Annotated in this window: 15 protein-coding genes; 8 read left to right on the forward strand and 7 right to left on the reverse strand. The window is 64.3% G+C overall.

The annotated features are described in order from the left end of the window. Positions 1-67 precede the first annotated feature (67 nt). From ACS5Q0_RS01870 to leuB, 3 genes are all read left to right on the forward strand, one after another. On the forward strand, positions 68-808 hold the full coding sequence (locus ACS5Q0_RS01870; RefSeq protein ID WP_473124891.1) for a metallophosphoesterase family protein: 741 nt from the start codon (positions 68-70) through the stop codon (positions 806-808). Between the two features lie 2 nt (positions 809-810). After that, the gene (locus tag ACS5Q0_RS01875; RefSeq protein WP_473124892.1) at positions 811-2,220 is read left to right on the forward strand and encodes a serine/threonine protein kinase; all 1,410 of its coding nucleotides are present in this window, start codon (positions 811-813) and stop codon (positions 2,218-2,220) included. A 145-nt stretch (positions 2,221-2,365) separates the two neighbouring features. Further along, entirely contained in the window at positions 2,366-3,472 is a 1,107-nt protein-coding gene (gene leuB, locus ACS5Q0_RS01880; RefSeq protein ID WP_473125000.1) for a 3-isopropylmalate dehydrogenase, read from the forward strand. 181 nt (positions 3,473-3,653) lie between these two features. Here the strand turns inward: leuB and ACS5Q0_RS01885 are convergent, their stop codons facing one another. Then, positions 3,654-3,992 (reverse strand): hypothetical protein, encoded by a 339-nt coding sequence (locus ACS5Q0_RS01885; protein ID WP_473124893.1) that lies wholly within the window; start codon positions 3,990-3,992, stop codon positions 3,654-3,656. A 134-nt stretch (positions 3,993-4,126) separates the two neighbouring features. On the opposite strand from ACS5Q0_RS01885, the gene ACS5Q0_RS01890 reads away from it, so the two are divergent. Beyond that, positions 4,127-5,248: a sulfite oxidase gene (locus ACS5Q0_RS01890; protein ID WP_473124894.1), complete on the forward strand. Its 1,122-nt coding sequence runs from the start codon at positions 4,127-4,129 to the stop codon at positions 5,246-5,248. On the opposite strand, the gene ACS5Q0_RS01895 is transcribed toward ACS5Q0_RS01890, so the two are convergent. Then, positions 5,226-6,008, reverse strand: a complete 783-nt coding sequence (locus tag ACS5Q0_RS01895; RefSeq protein ID WP_473124895.1) for a hypothetical protein — start codon at positions 6,006-6,008, stop codon at positions 5,226-5,228. The genes ACS5Q0_RS01890 and ACS5Q0_RS01895 overlap by 23 nt on opposite strands. 481 nt (positions 6,009-6,489) lie before the next feature. Here ACS5Q0_RS01895 and ACS5Q0_RS01900 point away from each other — a divergent pair, with 481 nt between their 5' ends. The 3 genes from ACS5Q0_RS01900 to ACS5Q0_RS01910 all read left to right on the forward strand — a co-directional run bounded on the left by ACS5Q0_RS01900 (position 6,490) and on the right by ACS5Q0_RS01910 (position 9,262). Next, positions 6,490-7,521 carry an aspartate-semialdehyde dehydrogenase gene (locus ACS5Q0_RS01900; RefSeq protein ID WP_473124896.1) on the forward strand — a complete coding sequence of 344 codons (1,032 nt, stop codon included), beginning with the start codon at positions 6,490-6,492 and terminating at the stop codon, positions 7,519-7,521. Between the two features lie 113 nt (positions 7,522-7,634). After that, on the forward strand, positions 7,635-8,531 hold the full coding sequence (locus ACS5Q0_RS01905) for a DUF2167 domain-containing protein (RefSeq protein WP_473124897.1): 897 nt from the start codon (positions 7,635-7,637) through the stop codon (positions 8,529-8,531). 11 nt (positions 8,532-8,542) lie between these two features. Beyond that, complete coding sequence (locus ACS5Q0_RS01910; RefSeq protein WP_473124898.1) at positions 8,543-9,262, forward strand: site-2 protease family protein; 720 nt, start codon at positions 8,543-8,545, stop codon at positions 9,260-9,262. 473 nt (positions 9,263-9,735) lie between these two features. Here ACS5Q0_RS01910 and ACS5Q0_RS01915 read toward each other — a convergent pair whose 3' ends face one another. The 5 genes from ACS5Q0_RS01915 to ACS5Q0_RS01935 form a co-directional block, all read right to left on the reverse strand. Further along, the gene (locus ACS5Q0_RS01915) at positions 9,736-15,201 is read right to left on the reverse strand and encodes a beta strand repeat-containing protein (protein WP_473124899.1); all 5,466 of its coding nucleotides are present in this window, start codon (positions 15,199-15,201) and stop codon (positions 9,736-9,738) included. Between the two features lie 275 nt (positions 15,202-15,476). Next, positions 15,477-16,244, reverse strand: coding sequence for a hypothetical protein (locus tag ACS5Q0_RS01920; protein WP_473124900.1), 768 nt, complete (start codon positions 16,242-16,244; stop codon positions 15,477-15,479). 136 nt (positions 16,245-16,380) lie between these two features. Continuing rightward, positions 16,381-17,061 (reverse strand): carbonic anhydrase, encoded by a 681-nt coding sequence (locus ACS5Q0_RS01925; protein WP_473124901.1) that lies wholly within the window; start codon positions 17,059-17,061, stop codon positions 16,381-16,383. 17 nt (positions 17,062-17,078) lie between these two features. Beyond that, positions 17,079-18,017, reverse strand: coding sequence for a threonine/serine dehydratase (locus ACS5Q0_RS01930; protein ID WP_473124902.1), 939 nt, complete (start codon positions 18,015-18,017; stop codon positions 17,079-17,081). Further along, positions 18,014-18,784 (reverse strand): DUF429 domain-containing protein, encoded by a 771-nt coding sequence (locus ACS5Q0_RS01935; RefSeq protein ID WP_473124903.1) that lies wholly within the window; start codon positions 18,782-18,784, stop codon positions 18,014-18,016. The genes ACS5Q0_RS01930 and ACS5Q0_RS01935 overlap by 4 nt, the downstream gene beginning before the upstream one ends. 39 nt (positions 18,785-18,823) lie before the next feature. Here ACS5Q0_RS01935 and ACS5Q0_RS01940 point away from each other — a divergent pair, with 39 nt between their 5' ends. Beyond that, on the forward strand, positions 18,824-19,705 hold the full coding sequence (locus ACS5Q0_RS01940) for an HpcH/HpaI aldolase/citrate lyase family protein (RefSeq protein WP_473124904.1): 882 nt from the start codon (positions 18,824-18,826) through the stop codon (positions 19,703-19,705). Positions 19,706-19,819 lie beyond the last annotated feature (114 nt).

Raw genomic sequence — 19,819 nt, forward strand, 5'->3', positions numbered from 1 at the left:
GGAAAACCCCTTTCCGACAGGCCCAGGCAAGGTTGCGTTAAGGAAGGGTTAGGGGTTTAGTGCCCCCATGCTCATCGCGCTCCTGACCGACATCCATGGCAATCGCGAAGCCTTCTCGGCCTGCCTCGCCCATGCCCGCTCGCTTTCGGTCGACCGGTTCATCCTTCTGGGCGATTATGTCGGCTACGGGGCCGATCCGGCCTGGGTGGTCGATACGGTGAGAATGCTCGTGAGCGAAGGCGCCGTGGCGCTTCTCGGCAATCACGACGCCGCCATCGACGGTTCCGACGAGGACATGAACAGCCTGGCCCAGGAATCGATCCGCTGGACCCGCGGGCAGCTGGGCATGGAACAGCGCGCCTTCCTGGCGGATCTTCCCCTCGTGCACGAGGAGGGAAGCGTTCTCTACGTCCATGCCAACGGATATGCCCCGCGGAGCTGGAACTACATCACCGACACGCTGGAGGCCGCGAGGCATTTCAGCCGGGTGGATGCGCACATCACCTTCTGCGGGCATGTGCACGTGCCGATGCTCTACCACATGAGCACGACCGCGAAGGTGGGCTCCTTCGCGCCGGTCGGAGACAACGAGATTCCGCTTCTGGCCACCCGCACGTGGCTGGCCGTGATCGGTGCGGTGGGGCAGCCGCGCGACGGCGTTCCGGCTGCGAATTACGCCGTGTTCGATACGGCGCGACAGAGCCTGCGCTATTTCCGCGTGCCCTATGACACCGCCACGGCGGCCAGGAAGGTGCGCGAGGCCGGTCTGCCCGAAAGGCTCGCCCAGCGTCTTGAGGAAGGTCGCTGAGCATGCGCCTTCGCCTCGAGCCGGGCATGGTGATCGACGGGTTCACGCTCAAGGAGCATTTGAGCACCGGCGGCATGGCCCAGATCTGGTCGGCGGAGCGGGAGGACGATCCCGCGCCGCTGGTCATGAAATTCCCCATGCTCATCGACAGCGACGATCCCATTCCCATCGTCTGTTTCGAGACCGAGCAGATGATCATGCCGCGTCTGTCGGGGCCGCACGTGCCCCGTTTCATCGCCGCGGGACCGCTCGATCCCCAGGCCTATATCGCGATGGAGCGCATTCAGGGGGAATCCCTGAAGGCGCGCCTCTCCGACGTGCCGTTGCCGTGGCAGGAGGTGGCCCGGATCGGCGCGAAGGTCGCCAGCGCCCTGCATGACCTGCATCTTCAGAAGGTCATCCATCTCGACGTGAAGCCCAGCAACGTCATGTTTCGCGAAACCGGCGAGGCGGTGCTCGTCGATTTCGGCTTCGCGCGGCACGAACAGCTCCCCGACCTTCTGGCGGAGGAGTTCCGCGAACCCCTCGGCACCACGCCCTACATGGCGCCCGAGCAGGTGCTGGAGGATCGCGCCGATCCGCGCAGCGATCTCTTCGCGCTGGGCGCGATGCTGTATTTCTTCGTGACGGGCGAGCGCCCCTTCGGCAAGCCGAAAGGCGGCCAGATCCGCCGCCGCCTGTGGCGCGATCCGGTGCCGCCGCGGGCGCTGAATCCCGAGTGCCCGCCGTGGTTGCAGGAGATCATTCTGCGCTGCCTGGAGGTGGACCCGAACGACCGCTATGCGACGGCGGCGCAGCTCGCGCTCGACCTGGAAAATCCGGCCCTGGTCACGCTCACGGAGCGCGCCGAGAGGCTGGAGCGCGACAGCGGCATGAAGACCTTCCGCCGCTGGCTGAAGGCGCGCAAGGCGCAGCCTCTCGAAGCCCCCAACATCGTGCGCCAGCTCTCGCAGGCCCCGATTATTCTCGTCGCCATCGATCTCGCGCCCGGAAACGAGGATCTGAACGAGGCGCAACGCGTCCTCCTCGGGCGTATCCTGTCCATGGAGACGGAAGCGCGCGTGGCCTGCGTGAACGTCCTCAAGCTCTCGCGCCTCACCGTCGACGTGCTGGAGGACGAGGAGGGGCGCAGTCTCCACATGCAGCGCCTCATCCAGCTCAAGCACTGGGGCGGAGGCCTCGAAATTCCAAAGGAGCGGATCACCTACAGCGTGCTGGAGGCGATCGACCCAGCAGCCGCCCTCGTCGACTACGCGCGCCACAACAACGTGGACCACATCGTCATCGGGGCGCGGGTCTCCTCCGCGCTGCGCCGCTATCTCGGCAGCGTCTCGTCCAAGGTGGTGGCGGAGGCGCCTTGCTCGGTGACCGTGGTGCGCACGCCCCGCGACCGGCGGCAGGCGGAGGAGTGATCACGCATTTCGCAGGCGCTTACGCCTAACGGCCAAGGCGGAAACGCTTGCCAAGGCAAGGGTAGGACGCCTAAACCCTGCCGTCATGACCATCCCCGGATCTGACCCGGGGATGACGAAGCAGATCGAGCAGGGACACAGCATCATGGCAACGCACAAGCTTCTCCTTCTTCCCGGCGACGGCATCGGTCCGGAGGTCATGCGCGAGGTCGAGAAGGTCGTGGGCTGGTTCCGCAAGCGCGGCATCGGCTTCGAGACCGAGACGGACCTCGTCGGCGGCTCGGCCTATGACGCGCACGGCAAGGCCATCTCCGAGGAGGCCATGGGCCTGGCACAGGCCGCCGACGCGGTGCTCTTCGGCGCGGTGGGAGGCCCGAAATGGGACGGCGTCCCTTATGACGTGCGTCCGGAAGCCGGCCTGCTGCGCCTGCGCAAGGATCTCGGCCTCTTCGCGAATCTGCGTCCCGCCATCTGCTATCCGGCGCTGGCCGACGCCTCGTCGCTGAAGCGCGAGGTGGTGGAAGGCCTCGACATCATGATCGTGCGCGAGCTCACCGGCGGCGTCTATTTCGGCGAGCCGAAGGAGATCGTGACCCTGGAGGACGGCTCCCAGCGGGCCGTCGACACGCAGGTCTACACCACTCATGAGGTCGAGCGCATCGCACGCGTCGCCTTCGATCTCGCCAAGAAGCGGCGCAACAAGGTCTCCTCCGCCGAGAAGATGAACGTGATGAAGACCGGCGTGTTCTGGCGTCAGGTGGTGTCGCGCATAGGCAAGGCGGAATATGCGGACGTCGAGCTTGAGCACGTGCTCGCCGACAACTGCGCCATGCAGCTCGTGCGCTGGCCCAAGCAGTTCGACGTGATCGTCACCGACAACCTCTTCGGCGACATCCTCTCCGACATTGCCGCCATGCTCACCGGCTCACTCGGCATGCTGCCCTCCGCCTCGCTCGGCGCGGAAGACCCGAAGACGGGCAAGCGCAAGGCTCTCTATGAGCCGGTGCACGGCTCGGCTCCCGACATCGCCGGCAAGGGTCTCGCCAATCCGATCGCCATGATCGGCTCCTTCGGCATGGCGCTCCGCTATTCCTTCGGTCTCATCGAGGAGGCGGACCGTCTGGAGAAGGCGATCGCCAATGTGCTCGCCGCCGGCATGCGCACCAAGGACATCGCCGCTCCCGGCATGAACGCGGTCGGAACGCAGGATGTGGGCGACGCCATCGTCAAGGAGCTTGAGGCTCAGTCCTAGCGCATCGTGCGGAAAAGTGGACCCGGTTTTCCGCATGAACGATGCGCTCTTCAAGAGGGTGGAGCATCGGATTGATCCCAAAAGTGCAAGTCCACTTTTGGGTCCGATGCTCTAAGTCCCGATGCAAGCGTCAGGAACGAAAAAAGCCCCGGCACGATCCGGGGCTTTTTGCTGTTTTGAATTATCGGATCGAGCCCGTCACCTCGACGTCCGGACCTCCGAATTTCGGGAAAGGATTGCGCGCGCCGACGAAGGGGCCGCCAAGCGGATCAGGCAGCACGCCTTCCCCGAAACGTTCCCGCTGCCCGATCCAGGGCGGGCTCATCAGGTAGGACAACTCGCCCTGCGTCGCGTAGCGGTTGAGGGATCCGACCGGCGCGACGGGGCCGGGATCCAGGAAGCTGCGGGGCTGAACGCGGAAAACGAGCGGGCGATCCTGAGCCTGCGCTTCCGCCGCGACCGAAGCGGCCGCGAGCGTCGCGAGCGAGGCCAAGCCGAGAAGGGTGAGGCGGCGCATCATGTCACTCTCCAGGGTCGGCCCAGCGGGGGCCGCTGGGCCGCGTCATCGATTCAAAGGCTGTCAGAACAAGGCGACCTGACTAAATTGGTTCCTTCGAATCGCGAGGATCTCCGGAAGGGTAAGAGGCAAGCCGCATGCAGGAACGGATAAACGCCCTTGATCTGTTCGGAAAAGAGCGCCTCACCGTGCTGGGCAAAGCGCCCTTCGTGGCCGAGACGCCGGAAGCGCTGCTCGACGACGAGACGACTCCTGTGTCCCGTTTCTTCATCCGCAACAACGGCCTCCTCCCCGATCAGGCCGAGGACCCGGAGACCTGGCGCTTCACGGTCGACGGAGAGGTGGAGAATCCGCTCGATCTGTCGCTCGCCGACCTGAAGAGCCGCTTTCCGGCAAGGACATTCCGCATGGTGCTCGAATGCGGCGGCAACGGGCGCTCGTTCTTCGAGCCACCCGCGGAAGGCAATGCCTGGACGAATGGCGGCGTCGGCTGCGCGGAATGGACGGGCGTGTCCCTCCGCGATGTCCTGCAGGCGGCGGGCCTCAAAGCAACGGCCCGCTTTACCGGCCATTTCGGAGCCGACCCGGACAAGACCGGAAGCCGGGAGAAGCAGGCGATGTCACGGGGCATGCCGGTCGCGAAGGCGCTGGAAGAGCATACCCTGCTGGTGTGGGCCATGAACGGCGAGCCCCTGCCGTTCATTCACGGCGGCCCCTTGCGGCTCGTCGTGCCCGGCTGGCCCGGTTCCTTGAGCCAGAAATGGCTGACGCGGATCTGGATTCGCGACCGGGAGCATGACGGGCCGGGCATGACGGGCCTGTCCTACCGGGTCCCGGTCCAGCCGCTCTTTCCTGGCTCGGATGCGCGGCAGGCGGACACGCGAATTCTCGAATCGATGCCCGTGCGCAGCATCGTCACGGCCCCAGCCCATGGTTCGCGCCATGCGGCGGGGACGACAAGCATCGCGGTCCGGGGAGCGGCCTGGGCTGGGGACGACGCGGTGGACCGCGTGGAATGCTCCATCGATGGCGGTGCGACCTGGCTGCTCGCGCAAATGACGCCGCCGCGCAACCGCTACGACTGGGTGCGTTGGACGGCCAATATCGCGCTGCCCGGAGACGGCTATTACGAGATCATGACCCGCGCGACCGATTCACAGGGCCGCGCCCAGCCGTTCAGGGCGGTCAACTGGAATCCGAACGGTTACGGCTGCAACGTCATGCACCGGGTGGCGATCACGGTCGGGGAGGGGGCCTGACGCCGGCCGAGGATGCCCGGGCGACCGCGCAGGCATCCGTCCGGCTCCGCTCGGCGCGCAGAAACAGGGCTTTCAGGGAAGGGCTGCCCGCGCCCGACAGCGCGATGCCGTCGATGAAGCAGGCCAGTTGCGCATCGTCCAGGATATCCCCGCCGCACAGCCAGCCCTGAAAACCGAACCCGGAATCGCCGTCGGAGAAACGGACGACCCGGCATTCCTGCTCGCGCGGGCCCACGAAGGTCGCGCCTGCGGCCTCGACGGGACCGAACTTGGTCGCGACCATCCGGCTTTGCGCAAGGCGCGAGACGGCCAGTCCCGCTTGGGCGGCGCGCCGTGCCGCGTCCACGAAGAAGCTGCGGGGCGGCTCCGCCGTGCCCTGGACCAGGGTGAGCCTCGCATGACGGGCATCCCCGAAACGGCCGAGGATGAGGGTATCCTCCCGCGCGCCGCTCGTGTGCTGCCGAGCCTCGACGGCAAGAGGGCCTGCGGCCGCTTCGAGCGCATAGAGCGCCGGCGCGGAGGCCAGCGGCGTCCAGGCGGGGGCGGGCGCGATCAGAACAGCAGAGGGCGCGCCCTTGCGGCTCCCAACCTGAGTCTCGCCTGTCTTCTGCCGGGCGAAATAGACGAGGCCTCCGATGATGAGGCAGGACATGAGCGTCACCCGGAACCAGGGGATCGCCTTCCTGCGCGCACGACGGGTCGGGCGCTCGTCGAAATACGCCTCGTCCTCATCCCATGCGGGAGAACCGGCCCGTGCCATCACGCTTCACATACACCCGTCGGTTGGATCGCCTCAGCATGTTCTAGCGTATCAGCCGAGGGTCTCGGAAATTTTTGCCGGGCAAGGTAAACGAAATCTTATTGCTCGGATCGGCGGCCAGAGGTCTGGTTCTTGCAGAGAGTGCTTGACGAACGCGCACCTTTGGTGTGTTGCTGGGCGCATCGAGGTCCGGACAGGGCCTGGAGCATTTTGGGCGAACGCGGATTCCGGTCCGCCGCCGGAAATATGATAATTCAAACCAGGAGCCGATGGCACGCCCGTGAAGGCGGCTCTGGATGGACGAAGGCAAATGGCGCTGCTCACCCTCACGACGAGCAAAACGAAAACCGCCACGACGGCCGTGAAAACGACGGCCGAATAAGCCTCGTCGTCCCCGGTCCTCTCTCCCGTCGGGGCGAGAGGCGACACCCGAATAGGGTTTATGACAAGTCCCGGGGAGAGCGATAACAGGAGAAGTCCAATGGGTTACAAGATCGCCGTCGTCGGTGCGACCGGCAATGTGGGCCGCGAAATGCTGAGCATTCTGGCGGAGCGGGCGTTCCCGGCTGACGAGGTGGTGGCTTTGGCCTCCCGCCGCAGCCAGGGAACGGAAGTGTCCTACGGCGACAAGACCCTGAAGACGAAGACGCTCGACACCTATGACTTCTCCGATGTCGATCTCTGCCTCATGTCCGCCGGCGGCGAGGTGTCCAAGGAATGGTCGCCGAAGATCGCCGCGCAGGGCGTGGTGGTGATCGACAACTCCTCGGCCTGGCGCTACGACCCGGAGGTGCCGCTGGTGGTGCCGGAGGTGAATGCCGAAGCCCTGCGCGAGATCAAGAAGGGCATTGTCGCCAACCCGAACTGCTCGACCGCGCAGCTCGTCGTGGCATTGAAGCCCCTTCATGACCGCGCCACCATCAAGCGCGTGGTCGTCTCGACCTATCAGTCGGTCTCCGGCGCAGGCAAGGACGGCATGGACGAGCTCGACCGCCAGACCAAGGCGCTCTATTCGCTGCAGGATGTGCAGGAAAAGAAGTTCCCCAAGCGCATCGCCTTCAACCTGATTCCGCACATCGACGTGTTCATGGAGGACGGCTACACGAAGGAAGAGTGGAAGATGATGGCCGAGACCAAGAAGATTCTCGACCCGAAGATCAAGCTCACCGCAACCTGCGTGCGCGTGCCGGTCTTCATCAGCCACTCGGAAGCGGTGAACGTGGAATTCGAGAAGCCGATCACGGCGGACGAGGCCCGCGAGATCCTGCGCGCGGCACCCGGCGTTATGGTCGTCGATAAGCGCGAGCCCGGCGGTTACATCACGCCCCACGAGGCGGCCGGCGAAGACGCCACCTACATCTCGCGCATCCGCGAGGACATCACCGTCGAGAACGGTCTCGCCTTCTGGTGCGTGTCGGACAACCTGCGCAAGGGCGCGGCGCTGAACGCCGTGCAGATCGCCGAGGCCATGGCCAATCGCGGCCTGCTGAAGGCGAAGAAGCAGGCGGCTTGAGTTCTTCAAGCTGGATGTTGTTCTGAAAGGCGGCCGGAGGCCGCCTTTTTTCATATTGCGGAACGGGAGCAAAAACGGCACAATTATAGAAATGTTATTTCGTTGAGAATCACATGGCCCGTCGCTTCACATCCCTCATTGCCCTTGTCCTGCTGATCGGCCTTGCGGGGGCGCTCGCCGATCGACCCCATGCCGAGCAGAGCCCGGCCATCGTCGAGCAGCAGCAGGCGGCCTGGAGCAAGGCGGAGAAGGTCGCTCATAAAGGACCGGCCCTGGTGCCGCTTGCGAGCCAGGTCCAGGTCAGCCTGCCGGAGGGGTTCGTCTTCATCCCGCAGCCTGAGGCCGGCGAGCTTCTGCGCTCCTTCGGCAACACGCCGAGTTCCGATCTGATCGGCATGATCGTTCCCGCCGGTGACGAGGAATGGATCGCGACGATGCGCTTCGTGAAGTCGGGCTACATCAAGGATGATGACGCCAAGAACTGGAACGTCGACGAACTCCTCGACGAACTGCGCAAGGGAACGGAAGAGGATAACAAGGACCGCGTGGCTCGCGGCTTTCCCGAGCTCGTGCTGAAGGGCTGGGTGGAAAAGCCCGTCTACCAGGCCGACACGCACCGTCTGGTCTGGTCGGCGCTTGCCGTTGAAAAGGGCGGCAAGGAGGAAGAGGCCAGCGTCAATTACAACACCTATGTGCTGGGCCGCGAAGGCTATGTGAGCCTCAACTTCATCACCACGCCCGGGCAGATCGAGGCCGAGAAGAAGCTTGCGCAGCAGCTTCTGGCGTCGATCGGTTACGTGAGCGGGAAGGCCTATGGCGACTTCGACGCCGCCACCGATCACGTGGCCGAATACGGCCTCGCGGCCCTGGTCGCGGGCGCAGCCGCCAAGAAGCTCGGTCTCTTCGCGTTGATCGCCGCTTTCGCGGCCAAATTCGCCAAGGTCATCATCCTCGGCCTGCTGGCTTTGGGTGGGGCGGTGATGAAGCTGTTCAGGCGCAAGGAAGCCTGAAGCCGAAGACGATGAAACTGCTCCTGCTCCTTTTCACCGGGCTCAAGTTCGGCAAGCTGTTCACCACCGGCGGCACCATGCTGCTGTCGGTCGTGGCCTATGCCTGGGTGTTCGGCTGGTGGTATGCGGCGGGATTCGTCGGGCTCATCTTCGTTCACGAAATGGGTCATTACTTCGCCGCGCGGCAGAGAGGGCTGGCCGTGGGAGCGCCAACCTTCATTCCGTTCATCGGCGCCTGGATCGAGATGAAGGACATGCCCGTGGATGTGGAGACCGAAGCGCATGTGGCCATCGCGGGTCCGTTCCTGGGAGCACTCGGCGCATTCGCGGTCTATTTCTGGGCGCTTCGAACAGGAAGCACGCTGCTGCTTGCGATCTCCTATTCGGGCTTCTTCCTGAACCTGTTCAACCTGCTGCCCGTGCCGCCGCTGGACGGCGGACGCATCACATCCATCCTCTCCCCCCGCATTTGGCTTCTCGGGGCGCCGATGATGCTGGCCCTGCTGCTCTATCGCCCGAGCCCGGGACTCCTGATCGTCGCGATCCTTGCTGCTCCCCAGGTCTGGCGTGCATGGAATTTCGATCCGAATGCAGAGGAAAACCGCGCCTATTACGATGTGCCCAACAAGGTGCGGGTGGAATACGGCTTGCTCTATCTCGGTCTCACCGCCACCCTCGCGATCATGACCTACAGCGTCCATGAAATGCTGAGTTCGGGCCGTCCCTTCTAGAGCCTTTTTCGGCGACGTGGATCCGGTTCACCGCCCAAAATGAAGGCAAAGAAAAGAACTGATTCCATGTAAGGGGAAACGGCTCTAGGGCATCCGACGATCGTCCGACGCGCTTGTGATTCAAGCCATTGTTCCTCGCCGGCTTCGACCTTGAGGACATCATCGCCTCAGCACGGGATATCGGGGTCATCCTCCCGCACGCAACGGGGAATGATGCTCCTTCCATTTCCTGCGTTCGCGAGGATGGGGGGCGCGGACGGCTTCGTCCTTCCGGCGCGTTTCCGGCAACCTGCGTCAAGAGTGCGGCGCTGAACGCTGTGCAGATGGCCGAAGCCGAGGCAATCGCGGCCTCCTGAAGGGGAGGAAGCAGGTCGCGGACCAGGAAAAAAGCGGGAATGGGCTGATGCCGCATTCCCGCCGGTTTCCGATCGCGGCGCGGGATCCCACGCCGCATCGCCTTTCGTCAAATTTCGTCAGATCACCATGAAGTCGGCGGCCGTCATCTTGAGGCCCTTCTTGAGGATGGCGATCGCGACTTCCTTGCCCGCGCCGGAGCCGTCCTTGTCATAGGCCAGCACGCCGGTATCCTTGTGGTAGACAAGGTAGTCGTTCTTGTCCTTGGCCGCGTCGAACGCGAAGAACGCTTTGTTGAGCTTGCCCGGCTTCGTGAGCGTGCCCTTTCCGAGCTTGGCGAAGACCTTGTTGTCGAGCCAGAGCGTATCGTCCTTCACGTTGAAATCGGCGATCTTGTCGCGATTTGTCTTCTGGTTGGGCGCGGTGTCGAAGACGAAGACATCCTTGCCTCTGCCGCCGGTCAGGGTATCGAGGCCCGATCCGCCCCAGAGCGTGTCGTTGCCCGCATCGCCCTTGAGAATGTCCTTGCCGGCTCCGCCGAAAAGCTGGTCGTTGCCGGCGTTGCCGGAGAGCCTGTCGTTGTACTTGCCGGCCTTGAAGACATCGTTTCCAAGCGTACCCGAGGTGATTTCCCGGAGGACATCGACGACCCCGATGGTGAAGACCTGGTCCACGAAACCGCCGTGCCCGTCGTCCGCCCGGACTTTGACCGTGTGCATCCTGGCCTGTTCGAAATCGAACCGTGAGCCCTGCTCGACCAGCAGCTGCGTGCCCACGATCTTGAAGCGGCCGCCGGCATCGTCGAGAAGCGTGTAAGTGAACTGCTCTCCATTGTTCGGGTCGGTCGCGGCGAGGTCCCCGACCACGGTCCCGGTTATGGCGTATTCCGCGACGGCGAGGCTTCCTGTCAGGGTCAAGTCCGCGGGGCCTCGATTGGCCGCCGATGCTTCGACCTTGACGAAGCTGTTGCTCGCCTGACCGTTCTGCGGATCCGTGATAGTAAGGGTGAAGGTTGTGGTCTCCACGTCGCCGACGGCCGCATTGGGCCGGTCCCTCGGGTCGAACACGAGGCTGCGCAACGCGGTCTGAACATCCGTGACGCTGCCGGTCATGATGTAGACGTGAGCCTGCGCATCGTAGACGAAGCCCTCTGGGTTCGCGAGGATGAAGGCGCCCTTGTCGATATCGTCAAGTGCAATGGTCGCGGTCACCGTTGCGCTGTCGGGATCCGTGACGATCACGCTCTCGAACGGCTTGGCGGTTTGCGTATCCAGGACCGCCTTGATGACGGGTGCCTCCGCGCTTCCCGCGCTTCCCGCGTTGCCGATCACCGGAGGCGCATTGCTGCTCCCGCCGCCGCCTCCTGGCGCCGGATTCACGGTGATCAGGAAATCCTTGTAGGTCGAGCGTCCGGTTCCATTCCTGTCGGTCACCTTGATCGTGACCGTGTAGGTTTCGGTGTTCGCGATATCCGTCAAGGCCGCGACCTTCAGCTGGCCGTTCTCGATCTTGAAGCGGCCTCCGGCATTGCCGTTGCCGCTCGTGCCGCCGCTGCCGCTCGCATCGAACGAGTAGACGAGATCGGTGTCGCCATCGGGGTCGAGCGCCGCAAGGGTGCCGATGACGGTCCCGTCGAACGCATCTTCGCGGATCGTCGCTGCCGCCGTTCCGTCGGAGAACGACAGTCCGGTCGGCGCCTCGTTGACGTTGTTGACATAAACCCTGAGGGTCGTCGCCCCCGTCTCCCAGCCGGTTGCGGTCTCGGTGGCTTTCACCGTGAGCACGTAGAACTTGCGCTCCTGGGGCGTGCCCCCGAACTCGGTCTGCAGGTCCGGATCCTCGTTCGGCCCTGCCTCGTAATCGATTGCGCCGACGAGCGTGATCGCTCCGCTCGCCGGGTCGATCGCGAACTTGCTTCCGGGATTGGCGACCAGGGAATAAACCACCTCGCCCGCCGTGGCATTCGGCGACTGCACCACGGCGACCGCCGTATGCGGATCGGCGTTTTCATCGATCGAGCGGGTTGTGCCCTGCACGACGGGTGCCGTCGGCGAAGAGGGCGAGAGGGAAATCGCTCCATCCGTGAACAGCAGGGACTCGATGTTGCGCAAGGTATCCTGCCCGTCGCCGCCGGCACGGGTATCGGTTACGGTCACGGTGCCGTCAGCATGTCTCACGATGGCATAGTTCGCCCTGGACCCCGAGAAGGCGGCCGTATCGAGGCCATTCCCCCCATCCAGAGTGTCGTCGCCAGCTCCACCATTGAGAGTGTTGTTGCCGGCATTGCCCGCGATGACATTGGCGAGTTCGTTGCCGGTGCCGCTGATGTCGTTCGTGCCCGACAGAACGAGATTTTCGACATCGCCTGCCAGGGTGTAGGAGACCGAGGCGATCACCGTGTCCGATCCCTCGCTCCCGTTTTCGATGATCACGTCGCTTGTGCTGTCGACGACGTAGGTATCGTCGCCGATCCCGCCGGCAAGCGTGTCGGCGCCTGTGCCGCCGTCCAGGACGTTGTTGCCGTCATTGCCGGTGATGTCATTGGCCAGTGCATTGCCGGTGCCGCCGATATCGGCTGTTCCGGTCAGGACGAGGCGCTCGACATTGGCGGCAAGCACATGACTCACGGAGGCCTGGACCGTATCGAGGCCGGCATTGGCATTCTCGATCACGAGGTCGCCTGCGTCGTCGATGACGTAGGTGTCATCACCCGCGCCACCCGCGAGCGTGTCGGCGCCCGCGCCGCCATCCAAGACGTTGGCTCCGCTGTTACCTGTCATCGCGTTGGCGAGCCCGTTGCCGGTGCCGCTGATGTCGTTCGTGCCCGTGAGGGAGAGGGTTTCGACATTCGCTCCGAGCGTGAAGGAAATCGATGCGACGACCCCGTCGCTTCCTTCCCCCTCGCTTTCGATCACAGCGTCGCCTGCGTCATCGATGATGTAGGTATCATTGCCGAGCCCGCCTGCAAGCGTATCGGCTCCGGCGCCGCCGTCGAGGACGTTGTTGCTGGCATTGCCCGTGATCGCGTTGGCCAGAGCATTGCCAGTGCCGCTGATGTCACCTGTTCCTGTCAGGACGAGATTTTCCAAATTGGAAGACAGCGCGAGATTGAAAGAAACGGAAGCGCGGACGGTGTCGGTTCCCTCATCTGCATTCTCACTGATGAGATCGCCCGGATCGTCGACGATATAGGTGTCATCGCCGAGCCCGCCGGCGAGCGTATCGGCGCCTGCGCCGCCATTCAGAACGTTGTTGCCGTCATTGCCGGTGATCGCGTTGGCAAGAGCGTTGCCGGTGCCATCGATATCGGCGGTTCCGGTCAGAACGAGATAATCGACATTTGCTCCGATGGTGTAGCCGACGGAAGCCCGGACTGTATCCAAGCCGGCATTGGTGCTCTCGACAACGACATCTCCTGCATCATCGACGATATAGGTATCATTGCCGAGCCCGCCCGAGAGCGTGTCGGCGCCCGCGCCGCCATCGAGCACGTTGTTGCCGCTATTGCCTCGGATGGTGTTGGCGAGGTCGTTCCCCGTGCCGTTGATATGATTGGGCCCATTCAACGTCAGGCGCTCAATATGGGCGTCAAGGGTGAACGAGACAGAGGCCAGGACAAGATCGTTGCCGGAATCGGCCTCTTCGACGACCACATCACCCGCATCGTCGACCACGTAGGTGTCGTTGCCGAGACCTCCGATCAGCGTATCGGCACCCGCCGCGCCATTCAGGGTGTTGTTGCCGCTGTTGCCGGTAATGGTGTTGGCAAGATCGTTGCCGGTGCCGATGAGGTCGTTCGACCCCGTCAGAACGAGATGCTCCAGGTAAGCGCCAAGCGTGAAGGATACGGATGCCAGGACGGTGTCGCGCCCTTCGCCGGCGTTCTCGAGAATGACGTCACTGACATTGTCGATCACGTAGGTGTCGTCGCCGAGCCCGCCGGCAAGCGTATCGGCGCCTGCGCCGCCATCCAGGATGTTGTTGCCACCGTTGCCGGTGATGTCATTGGCAAGCGCATTGCCGGTGCCGTCGATGTCGGCGGTTCCGGTCAGGACAAGGCGCTCGACATTGGCGACAAGCACATGGCTGACGGAGGCCTGGACCGTATCGAGGCCGCTATTGGCGCTCTCGACAACGTCATCGCCCGCATTGTCCACGATATAGGTATCGTCGCCCATGCCGCCTGCGAGCGTGTCGGCGCCTGTGCCGCCGTCGAGGGTGTTGTTGCCGGCATTGCCGGTGATGTCATTGGCAAGAGCGTTGCCGGTGCCGGTGATGTCGGCGGCTCCCGTGAGGGTGAGGTTTTCGACATTGGCTCTAAGCGTGAAGGAAACGGATGCAACGACCCCGTCGTTTCCTTCCCCCTCGCTTTCGATCACGACATCGCCTGCGTCATCGACAAAGTAGATGTCGTCGCCCGCGCCGCCTGCAAGCGTATCGGCGCCCTCGCGCCCATCAAGGGTATTGTCGCCGGCATTGCCTGTGATGACATTGGCGAGATCGTTGCCGATGCCGAACAGGTTTTCCGTTCCCGTGAGGGAGAGGTTTTCGATATTTGCTTCGAGTGTGAAGGAAACGGATGCGCGCACCGTGTCGTTTCCTTCCCCGGCCGCTTCCCTTACCCAATCGCCTTCGTCGACGACGTAGGTGTCGTCGCCAATACCACCCGCCATTTCATCGATGCCCGCGCCGCCATCGAGCGTATCGTTCCCATTGCCGCCATCGAGAACGTCGTTTCCGCCCTCGCCGTAAAGCGCATCGTCACCATCGCCGCCGGACAGGGTATCATCCCCATCGCCGCCATAGGCCGTGTCGTTGCCGTCACCGAGTTCGATCATGCCGATCACCATGCCGCCGCGCCCGTCGAACATGTCGTTGCCTCCGAGAAGATTGATGTTGCCTTCGATCGTGCCGCCGTTGCGGATCACCTCTCGTCCGGCGCCGCCCTGAACAGCGGTGTCGCCGATGACACTTCCCGTATTGGTGAACGTTGCCAGGGAGGCGGGAATGCCAAAGACGGGGGCCCTCGTGCCCAACAGCACGCCGATGCTTCCCGGTCCTCCGATCGCTTCGATCGTGCCCGCATTGGTCGTCCGGCTGTTGTTGTCGAGCCAGACGCCGTGGGTGATGCCGACGATCGTGCCGGTATTCCTGATTTCCGTCCGGTCGACATCGAGGGACGCCAGGCCCTGTATGCCGATCTCTCCGAAGATCGTGCCGCTGTTGGCAATCGCGACATCGGAATAGACCGCGAAGATCCCGACCCGGCCGCCCTGCACTTGGCCGTTGTTGAGGATCCGGCCTGTATTGCCGATGTCGATGCCTCTCTCGCCGCCATGGACGATGCCCGTGGAGCCTATGAACGCCGTGCTGTACTGGTTGGAGAAGTTGATGCCGGCAATCGCCCCTGAGATCTGTCCGAACACGGAGACGGCGGAGTAATCGCTGAATTCGAAGTAGGTGACCGCGTAGGCGAGGTCATTGTAAGGATTGAAGACGAGTCCCGCCTGCGTGATGACGAGGTGATCGCCCGAACTGATGTATTGTGTCTCTGTTTGGGTATCCGACACGTAGACGATAGTCATGGCGGGGGCTCACGATCAATGTTGCAAAGATAGCTAGATTTATACGTTATATAATATCAATAAACCGTCAATGGACGAGCAGCCCCTCCTAAAGTCAAAGCTAAGTCAAAATTCCTATTGCCGCGGAATGTTCTAGGCTCGGGAAGTAAAGTGCGGCCGAGCCAGGGGCATCGGTGAGGCCCGATGCCAACGGGCCGGACACCGCTCACGCAAGGCCACGTCCAGGCAATCCGGACGAAGTGACAGAGCCGCTGGCCGGGAACAGCCTCATGCGGCTACGGCCTTGCGGCCTGGCCGGAATTCGTTCTCTTCGGAGCCTCGGCTGTCGCCGCAGCTCCCAACGCCCCGCCCGCAAGGGCGCCGATCGGCCCTCCGAGGAGAGCCCCTGCAAGGAAGCCGAAGAAGATGGCGACGGTCTGCTGCTGCGAGACGCACGGGGTTCCTGTCGGGCAGGAGGAGGGGGCGGGACTGACCGTGCGGGCGGTTGTCTCAGGTCTGGCTCTTCTCCTGCGGATCGACGACGTGACCTCGACGTCCATGCTCCGCGCCGTCTCTCGTTTGCCCTTGTGCCGCGGGCTACCGTGCTTCGCAGCCAGGTTTTTCGGAACATGCGTCGGAGGGGGGCGAACGGTCTCCGCAGCCTCGGTCGATGGGGGGCTTGAGGCGATGTCGATATCAGGAGGGTAGGGAGGCACAGGGAGATCGGGCTCCGCCTGTGGTCCCGGAACGGCTGCGGCGCTCTCAGGGCCCGGCTTCCGAACCTCGACGGAAGCCGTGCTCTCCGGAGGCTGCGATTCGGGCTCCGCACCGGCGGCTGAGGGGCTGGCAGGATGGGCCGAAGGCGGCAGGGAGGCGATCAGTTCCTGGACGTCGGGACGCGTGAAAACCGGCTGGGCCCGCATGCCGGGAGAATACCGCTCGCCGAAACCGGTGTCGGCTTGCGGCTGATCGGCAGGCAATCGCAAAGGTTGCGCGCCCAGTGGCAGGGATGCGGCATGCAATCCGCAGACGAGACTGGCGACGGCGATGGCACGGGTGCCCAAATGAGTCCTGCCGCGACGCAACACGGATCGACTCCCGACATGACCTCCGTGTTGTCGGTGAACCCGGCGCGAAGCCGATCGTTCCGTGTTGGCCGCCGCGGCGGCAGCATGTCACGCGGTGACGGATGTCAACCTGTCAAAGCGGTCCCGCATCGCGCGCGGAGAACATCGACACGTGCGCGGGAATCTCATTGACGGCAGGCTTGAACTCCCCGGTTTCAGGGTCGCGCACCAGCAGCACGCCCGTGGCCACGCCGAAATAAGCACCGTGAAGCTGGAGCTTTCCGCGCTCCACCAGGATGCGTACGCAAGGGAAGGTCATCAGATTCTTCAGGCTGTTTTCGACGGCAGCCAGTTCGAGGCGTGGCAGATACTCGTCGAGGCTGCCGTTCGGGGGGCCGAGGCGTTCTCCCGCAGGCTTGATCAAGGACATCCAGCGGCCGATGAAATCGCCCGGCGACAAGGGCGCGGTGTCGTCCGCGAAAGCGCGCACGCCTCCGCACCGGGCATGGCCGAGCACCACGATGTGCTTCACGCGAAGCGCCTGCACGGCGAATTCCAGCGCCGCCGAGGTTCCGTGAAAGTCGCCTCCCGTCTCGAAAGGCGGCACGAGGTTCGCGACGTTGCGCACCACGAACAGTTCGCCCGGGCTCGCATCGAAGATCACCTCCGGCGAGACGCGGCTGTCGCAGCATCCGATCACCATGATTTCCGGCGATTGGCCCTTCTCCGCAAGAGCCTCGAAGCGACCCTTCTCTCGCGGAAAGCGGTCGTCGAGAAAGGAGCGGTAGCCGTCGGTGAGGCGCTGGGGAAACATGGGTGGTTCCTTGGCTGTTAATGGGTCAGTTCGGCGAGCTTGGCGAGTTCGACATTGGCTCCGCACAGGAGAACGCCGACCCTCTCGCTGGTCTGGGGTTTATAAGCCCCTGACATCAATGCCGCCAGTGCGGCCGCGCCGCCGGGCTCCGTGGCGATGCGGTAGTCGCGCCAGAGGACCCGCTGCGCGTCGCGGATAGCCTCGTCGGCGACGAGCGCCACATGGTCCACCGTCCGGCTGCAGACCTGATAGACGAGGTCGCCCGTGTTACGGGCACCGAGCGAATCCGCCGCCACCGAATCCACCTCCACGTCGACCGGCCCTCCGGCCTGCAGGGCCGCATGGAGCGCGCGCGAGCCTTCGGGCTCAACGCCCACCACCTTCACGCGGTTCGCCCACCAGCTCGCGATGCTGCCGACGAGCCCGCCCCCGCCGACCGCCACCAGAACCGTGTCGAGGGCGGGGCCGTCCTGCTCCCATTCGAGACCCACCGTCCCCTGGCCGGCCATGGTGCTCTCGGCGGCAAAGGGATGGATGCGCAGGGCGCCGCTCTCGGCGACGTAGCGGTCGCAGGCATCCTGCGCATCGGCATAACGGGCGCCGCCGATCACCACTTCCGCTCCGTGGGAGCGGATCACGGCGATCTTCGCTGGACTCGAGATTTCGGGAACGAAGATGCGGGCCGTCACGCCGAGCTGGCGTGCGGCATAGGCCACCGCCGCTCCGTGATTGCCGCCGGAGGCCGCCGCGACCCCTACGGCAGGGACCGTTTTTGACAGGATCGTGTTGAAGGCGCCTCGGGTTTTGAAGGAGCCTACATGCTGCAGGAATTCCAGCTTCAGGCTCACCAATCCCTGGTGTCCGAAAGCGCCCGGCACGTTCAGGAGCGGGGTGCGGCGGATATGGGGAGCGATGCGGGCATGCGCTTCTTCGATATCGGTGCGGGTGATCGTCATGGCGAGCTTCTGAGTGTCCAGATGGCAACCGGCAGGCCGTGGGCGTCACGGTCGGGCGGATCGGGAAAAGATTGACCTCCACCTGTCGCGAGATCAAGCGCCACGGTCAAGCCTGCCAGTGCATCGAGCAGATCGTCGGTCGCGGCTCCCCTTGGGGAAGGAGAAGCGACGAGCGCGTCTGCCAGCAGTCCGGACCGCGTCAGAAGCGTGCGCCGCAGGCGCATGCCGGGCTCGAAGGGGACACCCTTCACCTTCTTGGGCTGGTCGAGAGCCCTTCTGCCGTTCAGCGCCCAGAAGGCGAGTTCGGGATGCACTTCGATGACGCTCGCCATCAGGGCGGGCCTTTCCCGCAGCAGCGCGTCGATCTCGCGGATCTTGGGAAAGATGCCGAAGCCCTGCCGCGACACTTTGCGCGGCGGGTCGGATGTGGCGAGCGCCAGGGCGCAGGCTTCGCCGTAATCCTCCGCATAGACCGCCCGTCGCGAGGGAATGGCGAAGACCGACGATTGCCGTTGCCCGAGAAGCGGGCGGATGAGCTGTTCGGGCATCCGGCCGGATCCCTTCGTCTGCTCGGGCAGGCCGATGGGCATGTCGACGGCGACGATGACCGGCTGCTCCGGCGCATCGATGATGGCGGCAAGGGTCGCGGCGACGGTGATCCGGGCCGAGTCGGGACGGCCCACCTGCATGAACACCGCGATCCAACCGGCCCGGCAGCCGTCCACGCCCGCGACCCACATCGTCTGCTCTCCCTTTGCGTCCGCCATCGCACCCGATTAGAACCGATGGCGCAACGAGGAGCCATCATGATCGCGATCCGTCCCCGCCGCAGCGCCCTCTACATGCCGGGCTCCAATGCCCGCGCCGTCGAGAAGGCCAAGACGCTCCCCGCCGACGTTGTGATCTTCGATCTCGAGGATGCGGTTGCGCCCGACCTGAAGGCGCAGGCGCGGGATGCGGTGTGCGCCGCCGTGAAGGAGGGCGGCTACGGCTCGCGGGAACTCGTGATCCGCATCAACAACCTCAAGACGCCCTGGGGCGAGGCGGATCTTGCCGCTGCCGCTGGGGCCGCGCCCGACGCGGTCCTCCTTCCCAAGGTTTCCTCGCCCGAGGACGTGCTGGACGCAGGCAGGCGTCTGCATGCGCTCGGCGCGCCCGGAAAAGTCCGAATCTGGGCCATGATCGAGACGCCGCTCGCGATCCTGCAGACGCAGGCGATCGCGGCGGTGGCGCAGGACGACATGTCGCGCCTCGCCTGCTTCGTCATGGGCACGAACGATCTCGCCAAGGATACGCGCGCGCATCTTAAGGCAGGACGTGCAGCGATGATGCCGTGGCTCATGACAGCGCTCGCCGCGGCGCGCGCCTATGGCATCGATATCCTCGACGGCGTCTACAACGCCCTGGCGGACGAGGCGGGCTTTCGTGCCGAATGCACCGAGGGTCGCGATTGCGGCTTCGACGGCAAGACCTTGATCCATCCCGGTCAGATCGCGGCGGCGAACGAGATCTTCGCGCCCTCGCACGACGACGTCGAGAAGGCGCGCGACATCGTCGCCCTGTTCGAATCGCCGGAGAATGCAGGCAGGGGCGCCGTCAGCCACAACGGCCGCATGGTCGAACGGCTCCATGCGGAGATGGCCCGCAGGACGCTGGCGCTGGTTGAGGCGATCGCACGGCGGAGTTGACGAACTCTCCCCGGAAGCGCGCCTGTGCCGATTCTCCTCGCGAGGATCTTTTTTCCTATCTGGCGCCTGCGGGCAGCTTTGCTATAAAGACGCGTGGCTTCCCGGGGGACAGAA

The organism is Microvirga sp. HS2 (assembly GCF_055792805.1).